Annotated in this window: 9 protein-coding genes, 4 tRNA genes and 1 pseudogene; 6 read left to right on the forward strand and 8 right to left on the reverse strand. The window is 60.0% G+C overall.

Annotation, left to right across the window (positions count from 1 at the left end):
- Nucleotides 1–97 precede the first annotated feature (97 nt).
- Nucleotides 98–2,545 carry an acyl-CoA dehydrogenase gene (locus AACY08_RS15870; protein ID WP_339414641.1) on the forward strand — a complete coding sequence of 816 codons (2,448 nt, stop codon included), beginning with the start codon at nt 98–100 and terminating at the stop codon, nt 2,543–2,545.
- Between the two features lie 75 nt (nt 2,546–2,620).
- Nucleotides 2,621–3,028 (forward strand): PA2817 family protein, encoded by a 408-nt coding sequence (locus AACY08_RS15875; protein ID WP_339470314.1) that lies wholly within the window; start codon nt 2,621–2,623, stop codon nt 3,026–3,028.
- 91 nt (nt 3,029–3,119) lie between these two features.
- Here AACY08_RS15875 and AACY08_RS15880 read toward each other — a convergent pair whose 3' ends face one another.
- Complete coding sequence (locus tag AACY08_RS15880; RefSeq protein ID WP_339470316.1) at nt 3,120–4,052, reverse strand: LysR family transcriptional regulator; 933 nt, start codon at nt 4,050–4,052, stop codon at nt 3,120–3,122.
- Nucleotides 4,053–4,141: 89 nt separating this feature from the next.
- On the opposite strand from AACY08_RS15880, the gene AACY08_RS15885 reads away from it, so the two are divergent.
- Together AACY08_RS15885 and AACY08_RS15890 are read left to right on the forward strand one after the other, a co-directional pair.
- Nucleotides 4,142–4,768 (forward strand): alanyl-tRNA editing protein, encoded by a 627-nt coding sequence (locus AACY08_RS15885; protein WP_339470317.1) that lies wholly within the window; start codon nt 4,142–4,144, stop codon nt 4,766–4,768.
- Nucleotides 4,769–4,995: 227 nt separating this feature from the next.
- Nucleotides 4,996–6,735, forward strand: coding sequence for a dipeptidase (locus AACY08_RS15890; RefSeq protein WP_339470318.1), 1,740 nt, complete (start codon nt 4,996–4,998; stop codon nt 6,733–6,735).
- A 306-nt stretch (nt 6,736–7,041) separates the two neighbouring features.
- On the opposite strand, the gene AACY08_RS15895 is transcribed toward AACY08_RS15890, so the two are convergent.
- The 4 genes from AACY08_RS15895 to AACY08_RS15910 all read right to left on the reverse strand — a co-directional run bounded on the left by AACY08_RS15895 (nt 7,042) and on the right by AACY08_RS15910 (nt 7,456).
- Nucleotides 7,042–7,117: transfer RNA gene (locus AACY08_RS15895), tRNA-Gly, on the reverse strand.
- A 3-nt stretch (nt 7,118–7,120) separates the two neighbouring features.
- Nucleotides 7,121–7,196 (reverse strand) — tRNA-Glu (locus AACY08_RS15900).
- A 104-nt stretch (nt 7,197–7,300) separates the two neighbouring features.
- Nucleotides 7,301–7,376: transfer RNA gene (locus AACY08_RS15905), tRNA-Gly, on the reverse strand.
- Between the two features lie 4 nt (nt 7,377–7,380).
- Nucleotides 7,381–7,456, reverse strand: a tRNA-Glu gene (locus AACY08_RS15910).
- Between the two features lie 359 nt (nt 7,457–7,815).
- Here AACY08_RS15910 and AACY08_RS15915 point away from each other — a divergent pair.
- Entirely contained in the window at nt 7,816–8,586 is a 771-nt protein-coding gene (locus tag AACY08_RS15915; protein ID WP_339470319.1) for a hypothetical protein, read from the forward strand.
- A 117-nt stretch (nt 8,587–8,703) separates the two neighbouring features.
- Nucleotides 8,704–9,516: an alpha/beta fold hydrolase gene (locus AACY08_RS15920; RefSeq protein WP_339470320.1), complete on the forward strand. Its 813-nt coding sequence runs from the start codon at nt 8,704–8,706 to the stop codon at nt 9,514–9,516.
- Nucleotides 9,517–9,552: 36 nt separating this feature from the next.
- On the opposite strand, the gene AACY08_RS30535 is transcribed toward AACY08_RS15920, so the two are convergent.
- From AACY08_RS30535 to AACY08_RS15930, 3 genes and pseudogenes are all read right to left on the reverse strand, one after another.
- On the reverse strand, nt 9,553–10,434 hold the full coding sequence (locus tag AACY08_RS30535; protein WP_445261446.1) for a methyl-accepting chemotaxis protein: 882 nt from the start codon (nt 10,432–10,434) through the stop codon (nt 9,553–9,555).
- Nucleotides 10,414–11,520: pseudogene (locus tag AACY08_RS30540) on the reverse strand (HAMP domain-containing protein); the annotation flags it as partial. The gene AACY08_RS30535 and the pseudogene AACY08_RS30540, both read right to left, overlap by 21 nt.
- Nucleotides 11,521–11,634: 114 nt before the next feature.
- Entirely contained in the window at nt 11,635–13,047 is a 1,413-nt protein-coding gene (locus tag AACY08_RS15930; RefSeq protein WP_339470323.1) for an aminotransferase-like domain-containing protein, read from the reverse strand.
- Nucleotide 13,048 lies beyond the last annotated feature (1 nt).

Genomic DNA, 13,048 nt, shown 5'->3' on the forward strand with positions numbered 1-13,048 from the left:
AATCGGCCAAATCTCGTTACACCCTGATCACCCCGCTTGCTCGGATGCCGACTAAGCTCCCTGATGGTTTCGCCCCTGGTTTCACGGAGGATTGAATATGCTGTTGTTGTGGATACTGGTGCTGGTGGTCGGCATTGCCTACCTCGCACACCGCCGCGTCGCCCCCCTGCCCGCTCTGGGCGTGGTCGCCGTGTACTTGCTGGCGATGGGCGCCTGGAGCCACGCACCGGGTTGGCTGCTACTGATCTTCTGGGTGTTGATCGCGGTTGTGGCCGCGCCGCTGTTGCTACCCGATCTGCGCCGCCAATACTTCACCAAGCCGCTGTTCAGCTGGTTCCAGAAAGTCCTGCCGCCGATGTCCGAAACCGAGCGCGACGCCATCGAAGCCGGCACGGTGTGGTGGGACGGCGAGCTGTTCAGTGGTCGCCCTGACTGGGACAAGTTGCTGGCCTATCCCAAGGTCCAACTGACCGAAGAAGAACAGGCGTTTATCGACGGCCCGACCGAAGAACTCTGCGCCATGGTCAGCGATTGGGAAATCGGCCAGGCCATGGACTTGCCGCCGGCTGCCTGGGAACACATCAAGACCCACGGCTTTTTCGCGCTGATCATTCCCAAGGAATATGGCGGCAAGGGCTTCTCGGCTTATGCCCACTCCCAAGTCGCGATGAAACTCGCCACCCGCAGCGGCGACCTTGCGTCCACCGTGATGGTGCCCAACTCCCTCGGCCCGGCCGAACTGCTGCTGCACTACGGCACCGACGAACAACGTAACCATTACCTGCCGCGCCTGGCCCGTGGCGATGACATCCCTTGCTTTGCGTTGACCGGCCCGCTGGCGGGTTCCGACGCTGGCGCCATGCCCGACACCGGCGTGATCTGCAAGGGTGAATGGGAAGGCAAGGAAACCCTCGGCCTGCGCTTGAACTGGGAAAAACGCTACATCACCCTCGGCCCGGTCGCGACCCTGCTGGGCTTGGCCTTCAAGGCCCATGACCCAGACCACCTGCTGGGTGAAGAAGAAGACCTGGGCATCAGCCTGGCGCTGATCCCGACCGACACCCCCGGCGTGGAAATCGGCCGCCGCCACCTCCCCCTCGGCGCCGCCTTCATGAACGGCCCCAACTCCGGCAAGGATGTGTTCATTCCCCTGGAGTACCTCATCGGCGGCCAGGAAATGCTCGGCAAGGGCTGGATGATGCTGATGAACTGCCTGTCGGTGGGCCGTTCGATTTCACTGCCCGCCGTCGGGACCGGCGCCGCCAAGTTCACCAGTCTGGTGACCGGCCAATATGCGCAGGTGCGCGAACAGTTCAACGTGCCATTGTCGGCCTTCGAAGGTATCCAGGAAGCCCTGGCCCGCATCGGTGGCAACGCCTGGCTGATGGACAGCGCGCGCATGCTGACCGCTAATGCCGTGGACCTGGGGGAGAAACCTTCGGTACTGTCGGCGATCCTCAAGTACCACCTCACCGAACGTGGCCGCGAGTGCATCAGCCACGCCATGGACGTGCACGGTGGCAAGGGCATCATCATGGGCCCGAACAATTACCTGGGCCGCAGCTGGCAAGGCGCGCCGATCTTCATCACCGTGGAAGGCGCGAACATCCTCTCGCGCAACCTGATGATCTTCGGCCAAGGCGCCATCCGTTGCCATCCGTTCGTGCTCAAGGAAATGGCCCTGGCCGGTCGCGAAGACCATGACCAGGCGCTGAAGGAATTCGACAGCCTGCTGATGCAACATATAGGTTTCGCCGTGAGCAACGCCGCCAGCACCCTGGTGCTGAACCTCGGCGTAGGTCATTTCGAGAAAGCGCCGGGCAACCGTTTGAGCCAGGGGTATTTCCGCGCATTGAACCGTCAGGCTGCCGCGTTCGCGCTGCTGGCCGACCTGAGCATGATGCTGCTGGGTGGCGAGTTGAAGCGCCGCGAACGCCTGTCGGCACGCCTGGGTGATGTACTGAGCCATATGTACCTGGCCTCGGCCGCACTCAAGCGTTATCACGACCTCGATTCACCGGATCATCTGCAACCGCTGTTCACCTGGGCCATGGAAGAGAGCCTCGGCGAGTCGGAGCGGGCATTGGATGAACTGCTGAGCAACTTCCCGAACAGGGTCCTGGGCTGCCTGCTGCGGGTGATCGTGTTCCCGTTCGGCCGTCGCCATACCGGTCCGTCCGATGCACTGGATGCCGAAGTGGCCGCAGTAATCGGCCGTGCCAAAGGCGACCCAACCCTGGAAGAACTGCTCGCTGGCTGCTACCGCCCGCAATCGGCGGAAGACCCAGTGGGTGCCCTGCAGCATGCCTACGACCTGCTCGGCGCGAGCCATCCACTGCAGAAAAAACTGCACACCGCGTTAAAAAGCGGCCAGGTCAAACCGGCTGCCGGGGAACATGCCATCGACGCGGCGCTGCACGCCGGGGTATTGCAACCGGCCGAGGCGCAATCTTTGCGTGATGCCGAAGCGGCACGGCGCAAGGTCATCGACGTGGATGATTTCAGCAAGGAAGAGCTGACCCAGGCCGAGGGTAAAGTCCGCTGACCCCAGCGGTCATATAAATACGGGCGTGAGAGCTATATACTCTCGCGCCCGTTTTTGCTTTAGAGGACTTATCTCGTGTCCAACATCGTTGCCGATCATCTCGTCTTGCTCGACCACTTGCGCAGCATCCTGGTTGCCGTCGGCGAAGCCGATCAGGTGCCCGAGGAAAGCCATACGCTTTTTCTGGAGCGTTTTGACGAATTGCGCGCCCAGCTGCCGATTGATCCGATCGAAAGCCAGTACCTGGGCCAGGACCTGATGAGCCAAGTCATCCTGCGCTACCCACAAATTGCCCACTTGGTGCCGCGCGACCTGCTGTGGTTCTTTGGCGGTGACTGCCTGCACTTTATGCCAGACGAAGAACTGGACCTGTACCAGGCCCTGGAAGAACGTCGCTTCGAAGCCGAACAAAACGACGAGCCGTTCGACTGGAACCGCGAAAAACAGCTGCTGGCCATGCCGCAAGACCAGAGCAAGCACTGATTCCTGTGGGAGCTGGCTTGCCTGCGATGCAGGCAACTCGGTCTGCAGTTGAGCCGAGGAGATGCCATCGCAGGCTAGCCAGCTCCCACATCTACCGACGACGCAGTGTCGGCTCCTTTGCCATACACTCCACCAGATAATCGATAAACACCCGCAACTTCGGTGGCAGATACCGCGTGGGTGAATGCAGCAACCACGCCTCGCCATGATAGGACGCAATAAAGTCCCACCCCGCCAACACCTGCACCAACCGCCCCTCTTCCAAGGCATGGCGCGCCGTGAAATACGGCAAGCTGCCAATCCCTACATGCTGCAACACCGCATCCAAGCGCACACCGGTATGGTTCGCCGCATAACGCCCGCGCACGGCAACCGTCACTGCCTTGCCGGCCTGGCGGAGTCTCCAGCGAGAATCCCCCGGCGTTTCCCCCAGATAGATGCAACTGTGCTCCAACAAATCATGAGGGTGGCCCGGCGTACCGTGCTCGTCCAGGTACTGCGGTGTCGCGCACAACAAATGCTCGATAGGCAGTAACTGCCGGCCCACCAACCCCGGCGGCGGGCTGTCGGTGATGCGAATACTCAAGTCGATATTGTCATCAATCAGGTCCACCGGCCGGTCCTCGAGGATCAACTGCACATCTACCTTGGGATAACGCCGCAGGAACTCCGGCATGTGCGGGTGCACCACAAACCGCCCCACCGCCTTGGGCACGCTGACCCGCACCAGCCCTTCGGCTTCATGGGTGAACTGGCCGCTGATCTCCATCACCGAACGCGCCGCGCTGACCATTTCCTGGCAGCGCTTGAACACCTCTTCCCCACCCTCGCTCAAGCGCAATTTGCGTGTGGTACGTTGCAGCAACCGAGTCGCCAGGGCTCTCTCCAGGCGCGAGATGCTGCGGCTCACCGAGGAGGGTGAAGCGCCCATCTGCCGAGCGGCTTCGGAGAAGCTGCCGGCCTCCACCACATTGACGAAAATCGCCATTTCGCCCAGCAGCGGCAAAGGTAGATTGATGCTCATGGTGCACAGGTCCATTGACGATTTGGCGGATTATCACCCATTTGCGCACTATTTATACTGTCGGTAGAACCCTGATACGGATGTAGATAATGACCGAGCGCCTGTTTTTCACCCACGACCACCTGACTGCCGAGCTTGAAGTACTGGGTTGCACCCCGCACGAGGACCAGTTTGCAGTCATCCTGCACTCGACCATTTTTCACCCCCAGGGCGGCGGACAACCCTTCGATACCGGCTGGCTCGGTGACAGCACTGTACTGCGCGTCACCCAGGAAGCCGATCGCGTAGTGCACTACGTCGACCGGCCACTGGAACCGGGCCCGATCACCGCGCGGGTCGATGAACAACGCCGCGCGCTGCACACCCGGCTGCATTCCGCCGGGCACTTGATCGGCAACGTGGGCGAGACCTTGGGTTGGATCCCGATCAAGGCCCATCACTGGCCAGGCGAAGGCAAGATCACCTTTATCCGTGGTGAAACTGCGCAGGTCATGGAGGCCGCGGCGATTCAACAGCAGGTCAACCAATGGATCGCTGCGGACTCCCCACGCCATATGAGCCTCAAAGACGGCACTCGCGAAGTCGGCTTCGGCGAATTACCCGCGTATGCCTGCGGCGGTACTCATGTGCAGACATTGAGCGAGTTGGGCCAGGTGACCATCCTGGCCGTGTCGGAGAAAAAGGGCGCGCTCTGCGTTCGCTACGAAATCGACTGAGAAGACGCCTATATTCCGCAAGTGCGCGTGCAACTGCAAATAGCCCAGGCACGTCGGTTAGCCGGTCAATTCGCGTCGTCGTTGACGACCATTGCCGGCAAGCCTGCTTCTACAGGTCCGTTCGACCCCCTCGCCCATGGAAAAAGGAGGTGGTAGTGTGTGGAAATATTTCTGACACTTCGATCAGAAATCTTCTACTGACTACCAGCAAAGGAATGCGTCCCTCCATGCACTTTCCACTCAAGCAACTGGCGGCTGCCACCCTGTTCGCGGCGAGCCTATCGGCCATCTCTGGCCCAGCTTTCGCCACTATCACCCCCGACCAAAGCACGGCGATTCTCAAGAGTTTCAGCGAAACCTCCGTCACTGATTTTCGTGGTTTCCTCGGTGCCCTGGGCAACGGCGACCTTGGCAAGACCAGCGATGTGGGCCCGGCGATCAATGCCTTTCTCGACAACAAAACCCTGAGCGCCGACCAGCAGAACGAAATCAATCGGCTGCTGGGCATCTATACGCGGGTGAAGTACGGCAAGGCCGCCACCGAAACCCTGCGCGAACTAGTGGAAATTCCGACCTTCAATGTGGACGGTCTACCGCAGTATAAAAATCCGGAATTCATCAAGATCGCCGGCAAGATCCAAGACCTCGCCAAGGCCTTCAACCTGAATTTCCGCAATATCGACAATCGTGTGTACGAAATTTCTCTGGAAGGCAGCGGCGATGAGGTGGTCGGCATCCATGCCCACGCCGATGTGGTACCGGTAACGCCGGAAAACTGGGTGCTGAAAGACGGCACCAAGCTAGATCCGTTCAAGGTCACGCTGATCGGCGACCGCATGTACGGCCGTGGCACCGAGGATGACAAAAACGCCATTGTGGTAGCCCTGTATGCCATGAAGGTCATCAAGGAAGAGAAGCTGGCGCTGGCGCGTAACTTCAAGCTGCTGGTGGACACCACCGAAGAAACCTCCGGCGACGCAATTCCGTATTACTTTGAAAAGAACCCGACGCCGCAATACAACCTCGCGCTGGATGGCGGCTACCCGGTGGTGATTGCCGAGAAAGGCTACGGCACGGTGATGGCAACCTTCCCGCGTCGCAAGCCTGAAGGCAAAGGCGCGGAAATCATCTCGATGACCGGCGGCATGGCGACTAACCAAATCCCGTCGGCTTCGGTTGCAACGTTTGTCAGCGACAAACCTGCCGAATTGGCCGCCAGCCTGCAAAAGGCCGGCACTGAATATGCCAAGCGTAACGGCGGTGATTTCGAGGTCGCCACCAAGGTCGACGGTAAAGACGTCAAGCTGACAGTCACTGGTGTTTCGGCTCACTCGTCCGAGCCGGAGTCCGGCATCAACCCGGTATCGCGCATGCTGGAACTGATCCACAGCATCGACGGCAAAATCGCACTCAAGCACAACCACATTACCGATGCCGCACGTTATGCGTCTGACAACTGGGGCCTGGACTACCTCGGCGGCAAGCTGGGCGTGGGCTTCTCTGACGAATTCATGGGGCCGCTGACCACCTCGCTGACCTTTGTTGGCCTGGATGACAAAGCCTTCAAACTGGCGGTGAACCTGCGTGTGCCGAAGGGCAAATCCCCGGAGAAACTCAAGGCAGAAATCGCCGAAAAGTTGAGCGCCTGGGACAGGAAAACCAAGGTTGACGTGGACTTTACCTACTCGGTGGCCGAACCGATGTTCCGCAACCCGGAAGGTGAATGGGTGAAAGCACTCTTGGCAGTGGCCAGCGAAAATCTCGGCATGGAGCACAAGTTCGGTACCTCGGCCGGCGCAACGTCCGTGCACGAACTGCCGAACGGCGTGCAATTCGGCCTGGCGCGGCCGGAAGTAAAGTACACCGGGCACACCGACAATGAGTTCAAGACCGTCGACCAGTTCTTGCTGGACTTGCAGATTGTCACAGAAATGATGGCCCGTATCGGGCAGTTGCCGAAGCTCTGACCCTCGCCGGACCCGTCAACCTGGCGGGTCCTTTTGGCGCTGACCTAGCGGTTCGGTCAGTTACCACGCTGAATCCTCTTGCGTACCCTGCCCTCTGACTCTGTCGGACGAATCGGGATGTCTCTGCTCAACGCTGTAGAACGTGCCTGTACACGCCTGGCTCCCTTTGGGTGGCGCGACCTGTTGCTGCTCCATGGCCTGGATATCGTGGTGGACGCCACCGGGCGGCCTGGCTGCACACTCAGGAATAAAAAATCGACACACACAAAAACGCCGATCATCTCTGACCGGCGTTTTCGTTGAATATGGAGCGGGAAACGAGACTCGAACTCGCGACCCCGACCTTGGCAAGGTCGTGCTCTACCAACTGAGCTATTCCCGCAAATGGCGTCCCCTAGGGGACTCGAACCCCTGTTACCGCCGTGAAAGGGCGGTGTCCTAGGCCACTAGACGAAGGGGACACGCTACTGAAATACATGGTGTGTATTTCAGTGCCCAGAGATTAAATCCGAAGATCATGCCCTGGTTTCACTCAGTGTCGCCCGAGAGCAACACTGCTTAAATTTGGAGCGGGAAACGAGACTCGAACTCGCGACCCCGACCTTGGCAAGGTCGTGCTCTACCAACTGAGCTATTCCCGCATATTGGCGTCCCCTAGGGGACTCGAACCCCTGTTACCGCCGTGAAAGGGCGGTGTCCTAGGCCACTAGACGAAGGGGACACACGTACAACATTCACTCCCTACCGCGTTTCGCTGTGTGCTTTACGCTGTAAGTGGCGCGCATTCTATGGATGGATTGAAAGGTCGTCAACCCCCAAGGATAAATTTATTTAAATCAATGACTTCGCCCTGCTTTCCGGACTTGTGCAGGCGTTATGCGTGTTCGGGCTTTGGCGCCTATATTCTGGCGCCCGACAAGACGCTATAGTTCACTCCGGAAAATGATGGCAATGTGCATCCATGCAGGGAACGCCTATCTATATAGAAGCAAACTACCTGGGCAACTGGTCGATCAGTTCTATCCGCCGGAACGCCCAGTCACTACACTCCACTGTAAACCCTATAAAGAGGTCACACCGGTGACACCACTCATGATCACCCTGTTGGTAATAGCCGTTATCGCCATACTGATTGCCATTGGCTATATGAACCACGTGGTGGAAAACAACAAGCTGGAAAAGAAACGTAGCGAAATCGAACTCAATGATCGGCTGCGCCGCTGCGGTGAAATCACCGAGACCTTTCCTGGCCAGTTGATGACCCCGGCGCTCAAACTGTTGCTGACCCGACTGGAGCTCAACGTTAACCAGCGGCTGTTGAACCTCAACAAGACCAGCGCACCGATCAAGGCCCGCATCGCCGAGCTGAATGCGCTGGTGGCTCAGGGTGAATCGATCCCGGTGAGCAACCCGCCCGCGCCGATCCAGACCGAAGCCAAGGCCAAGGACGTGCGTTTCCTGCTTGAAGCCCTGCACGGCCAGGTCACCCGCGCTGCTCAGGACGGCTTCCTGTCGACCAACGAGGCCAAGCACTGGATCAAGGAAATCCGCCATATCCTGGTGTTGCTGCATATCGAGTTCTTCAACAACCTCGGCCAGCACGCTTTGCAGCAAAGCCAGCCGGGCCAGGCGCGCCTGGCATTCGAACGTGGCGTGCAGTACCTGCGCAAACAACCGGAGCCGGCGATCTACAGCGCACAGCTGCAACAACTGGAAGCCCAACTGGTCCGCGCCAACTCCACGGTACTGACCAACAGCAAGCCTGCCCAAGACGAGGTCAACGAATTGACCGAAGGCCTCAAAGTGGTCGACGCCGACGCGGAATGGAAGAAAAAAGCCATCTACGACTGATTGGCCCCTCTCCATGTGGCGAACGCTGTTCGCCACATGCCATCACTTTGCATCTATCCCCCGCCCCTCGACTAGCGTAAAAAAGTGCCCCTCACTCCGTGAAGTCAGAGGCCTGCTATGCCTGTCGCCGTCATTGATGGACAACCGCTGCACTACGTCGACCAGGGCTGCGGCCCCGTCGTCCTGCTGGGCTCAAGCTACCTGTGGGACCGCGACATGTGGTCGCCGCAGGTCGAAGCCCTGTCGCAACAGTACCGCGTGATCGTGCCCGAGCTGTGGGGCCATGGCGAGTCCGGCCCGCTGCCGGCGCAAACCCATTCCCTCGACGACCTCGCACGCCAGGCCCTGGCCCTGCTGGACCAGTTGGACATTTCACACATCAACCTGGTGGGTCTCTCGGTCGGTGGCATGTGGGGTGCGCGGCTGGCGTTGCTCGCACCCGAGCGGGTCAACAGCCTGGTGCTGATGGACACCTACCTCGGCGCCGAGCCCGAGGCCACGCGCCAGTACTATTTCTCGCTGTTCAAGATGATCGAAGACGCCGGCGCCATCCCCGAACCTTTGCTGGATGTTATTACTCCGATCTTCTTCCGCCCAGGCATCGATCGCGAATCAGCGCTGTACCAGGATTTCCGCAAGCAATTGCAGGGTTACTCCAAAGAGCGCCTGCTGCGCAGCATCGTGCCCCTGGGCCGGTTGATCTTCAGTCGCGAGGATGTGCTGGCGCAGTTGCCACGCCTGGAGGCCAACACTACGTTGGTAATGTGTGGCGAACAGGACAAACCGCGCCCTCCCGCCGAGTCCGAGGAGATGGCCGGTCTGATCGGCTGCAGCCTGATCCTGATTCCGCAGGCCGGCCATATCAGTGCGAGGGAACATCCGGACTTCGTCAACGAAGCGCTGCTGACCTTCCTGGCCAACCACGCCTGACCGCCCTACCCAGTGATCGCAGCCAACACGCTGCGATCACAGGCGAAAATGCCCCACCATGCCCTTGAGCTCCGCCCCCAACTGCGCCAGTTGAATACTCGACGCAGCGTTGCCCTGCATGCTCAGCGCCGACTGATCCGCACTGGCACGGATACTGGTGACGCTGCGGTTGATCTCTTCGGCCACAGAGCTTTGTTCCTCAGCCGCAGCGGCAATCTGCTGGTTCATCTGCTGGATCAACGACACCGCCGCCGCGATGCTGCCCAGGGCGCTTTCGGTTTCCAGCGCATCGCTCACTGCCAGCTTCACCAGCTCGCCGCTTTGCTGGATCTGCTGCACGGACGACTGCGCCGCACTGCGCAAGGTACTGACCAACCGCTCGATTTCTTCCGTGGATTGCTGGGTGCGCTGGGCCAACGCGCGCACCTCATCGGCGACCACCGCAAACCCCCGCCCCTGTTCGCCCGCGCGGGCGGCTTCGATGGCGGCGTTAAGGGCCAGCAGGTTGGTCTGTTCAGCCACGCTTTTGATGACGCTCAACACGGTGCCTATATGCTGGATCTCTGCGCTCAGGCTCTCGATGCTGGTGCTGGCACTGGTGCTGGAGGTGGCCAGTAATTCGATGCGCTGCAGGCTTTGGCGCACCACCCGTTGGCCACTGTCGACTTTGTCATCCGCCGTCTGCGCGGCTTGCGCGGCCTCTTCGGCATTGCGCGCCACGTCGTGCACGGTGGCGGTCATCTGGTTCATCGCCGTGGCAACCTGTTCGGTTTCTTCTTTTTGGCTGCTGACTTCGATATTGGTCTGCTCGGTGACGCTGGACAATGAATGCGCCGAGCTGGCCAGTTGTTCGATACCGGCTTGCAGGCCGCTGACCATTTGGCTCAAGCCACTGCCCATCTGCTGCATCGCCTGCATCAACTGGCCGATTTCATCGCGACGACTGACGTCCATGCGCCCGCTCAAGTCGCCGGCGGCGATCTGCTGGGCCACGGCGATCACACTGCGCAGCGGCGCGACGATCAATCGGGTTATCACCCACGCCGCAATCAAACCTACCAGCAGTGCCAGGGCCGAAGAACCGATGATCAGCCCTGCGCTTTTCTTTAACTGCGCCTGCATCGACTGATCTTCGGCGCTGTAAGCCTGGTTGACCCGGCTGACCACTTGCTCCGCCCGATCATGCAACTGTTTGTAGACCACTTTCTCCTGCGCCAGCAGGCCGGTGTATTCGCCGAGCTTTTCAGTGAACGCGGCAATATGCCCGGAGACTTCGTTGAGCACGGTCTGGTAGCCCGAGTCCTTTACCGAGGTCTTCAGTTGCTCAACCTGCGCCAGGGCCTGGTCGGCCTGCTCGATCTTGCCCTGCTCGGTGTCTTCCTCGCTCACTTTGCGGCTCTGATCCAGACGCACATGGGCTTCGTTCATGGCTTGCAACATCAAGCGTGAGACTTGGCTGACCTGTCCCGCCTGCTCGATAAACTCAGCGCCCTCCTTGCCCTGGCTTTCCTTCAGGCCATAGGCACCGTCATCTGCCAGCCCGGCCTGCAAGACGTCTAGGTTGTTCGCCACGCTGGACACCGACCAACTGGCCATTTCCAGGGCCAAGTCCTTGGTCTGGGTCAATTCGACAAACTCATCGAATGCCTTGCGGTATTGCGCCAAGGCTTGCTCGACATCGGTCATCACCGGCACGTTGGCGGGCGATTGAGCCTTGAGGCTGGCCGCGAGCGCTGCCAAGGTATCGACACTTTCATGCAGGGCATCGACGGCCTTGGGGTCGGCATGCAATGCGTAGTCCTGCTCGATCAGGCGCACCTTGAGCAGGCCGCTATTGAGCGAAGACATGGCCTTGAGGCCTTCGAAACGCTGTCCAACGGATTGCAGGGACCACACGCCGATGGCCGCGACCAACGCGGTCAGCAGCAATACCAGCATGAAGCCCAAGCCCAGTTTCTTTGCCATACCGAGGTTGGCGAAATGTCGTTGCACGGCCGAAATCATTGCACTTGGATCCTCTTGCAATGGCAGATGCCATAAAGCCCGGTTAACTCAGGCGAGATTCGCAACCACAAGGCATTGAACACAAGGCGTTGGCGCCACAATAATGGCAAAAAGCTACACGCTCGTCGTTTTCAGGATGGTCGAGGTCGATCTGGCAGGCCCCATGGCGCGGAACAACGCCAAGGCTCGTTGATCGGCCGCATAGGCCACATTGATGCGCAGCCAGTCGCTGGGTTCGCCGGTTGGACTGAACAGCGCCCCCGGCGATAACAGGACACCGAACCGCCGGGCACACCCCTGCACTCGTGACCGATCCCCCACCCCTGGCCGTGCCCACAGGAACATACCGCCAGCGGGTTTGGCGAACACCTCCCACTCCTCGTCCTCCAGTACCTGCAACGTAGCGGCCATTTGCGCACGCAGTCGCTTGCGCAGGCGCTGCACACACTTGCGATAGGTGCCATTAGCCAGCAGCGTGGCCACCACCGCCTCGGCAAATCGCGAGGTGCCAAACCCGGTCATGGTCTTGAGGCTGGCCAGTTGCGCGATAATCACCGTGCTGGCACTGAGATACCCCACGCGCAGGGCACTGCTCAGGGTCTTGGAAAAGCTCGCGACATAGATCACACGGTCATCATGGGGAAACGCCGACAGCCGCGTGCAAGTGGCAGGTTGCAGGTCGCCTAAAACATCCTCTTCAATGATCAGGAAGTTCTCGCGGTGCGCCAGTTCCAGCAAACGTTCAGCCACTGTGCGGCTCAGGCTGGTGCCGGTGGGGTTGTGATACAGGCTGTTGATGAACAGGCACTTGGGCCGATGCCGCTGCAGCAATGCTTCCAGCGCCGAAAGGTCCGGGCCTCCTTGGGTGCGCGGCACTTGCAGCAGTTGCACGCCGTGGAAAGCCAGCTGCCGATAGAGGTTGCCGTACCCCGGCGTTTCGACCACCACGCAATCGCCAGCCTTGAGCAACGTGCGGATCAGCAAGTCCTGTGCATGGCTGGCGCCTGCCGTGGTGAGAATGCGGTCAAGGTGGGTGGCAATGTGAACCTGGGTCAGTCGCTTGAGCAGTTGTTCGCGCAGCGCCAGCAAACCCAATGGGGTGCTGTAATTGAACAGACCGGCGGTGTCGGTACGCGTGACTTCACGAATCGCATAGCTGATGTCATCGCTTTCGCGCCAGGCATCCGGCAACCAGCCGCAGCCCAGTTTCAGCTCACCCATTGGGTTATCGACGAACGGCCCCCATTCCCGCTCTGCGCCTTCGTACCATTGGCCCTCATGCAAGCCGGACGGCTGCGCGACCACAAACCCCGAGCCGTGCTTCGACACCAGTACGCCCTGGGCGACCATCCGCTCGAACGCCTCGATCACGCTGGACTGGCTGAGCAGGTTATCGAGGGCCACCTGTCGAATGGACGGCAAGCGTGTGCCGGGGCTCGCCCCACTGTTGCGAATCCACTGCGCCACTGCGCTGATGATTTGCTGCACCACCGGTACAAGGGCTTGTCGATCGATCCCTAAATCCATG

This window comes from Pseudomonas sp. EL_65y_Pfl1_R83, assembly GCF_963970695.1.
Classification (GTDB): domain Bacteria; phylum Pseudomonadota; class Gammaproteobacteria; order Pseudomonadales; family Pseudomonadaceae; genus Aquipseudomonas; species Aquipseudomonas tritici.

Excerpts from the sequence above, each read along its gene's own strand:
- AACY08_RS15870 (WP_339414641.1), top strand. The coding sequence starts at position 98 with ATGCTGTTGTTGTGGATACTGGTGCTGGTGGTCGGCATTGCCTACCTC.
- AACY08_RS15880 (WP_339470316.1), bottom strand. The coding sequence starts at position 4,052 with ATGAGCATCAATCTACCTTTGCCGCTGCTGGGCGAAATGGCGATTTTC.
- AACY08_RS15885 (WP_339470317.1), top strand. The coding sequence starts at position 4,142 with ATGACCGAGCGCCTGTTTTTCACCCACGACCACCTGACTGCCGAGCTT.
- AACY08_RS15890 (WP_339470318.1), top strand. The coding sequence starts at position 4,996 with ATGCACTTTCCACTCAAGCAACTGGCGGCTGCCACCCTGTTCGCGGCG.
- AACY08_RS15920 (WP_339470320.1), top strand. The coding sequence starts at position 8,704 with ATGCCTGTCGCCGTCATTGATGGACAACCGCTGCACTACGTCGACCAG.
- AACY08_RS30535 (WP_445261446.1), bottom strand. The coding sequence starts at position 10,434 with ATGCAGGCGATGCAGCAGATGGGCAGTGGCTTGAGCCAAATGGTCAGC.
- AACY08_RS15930 (WP_339470323.1), bottom strand. The coding sequence starts at position 13,047 with ATGGATTTAGGGATCGATCGACAAGCCCTTGTACCGGTGGTGCAGCAA.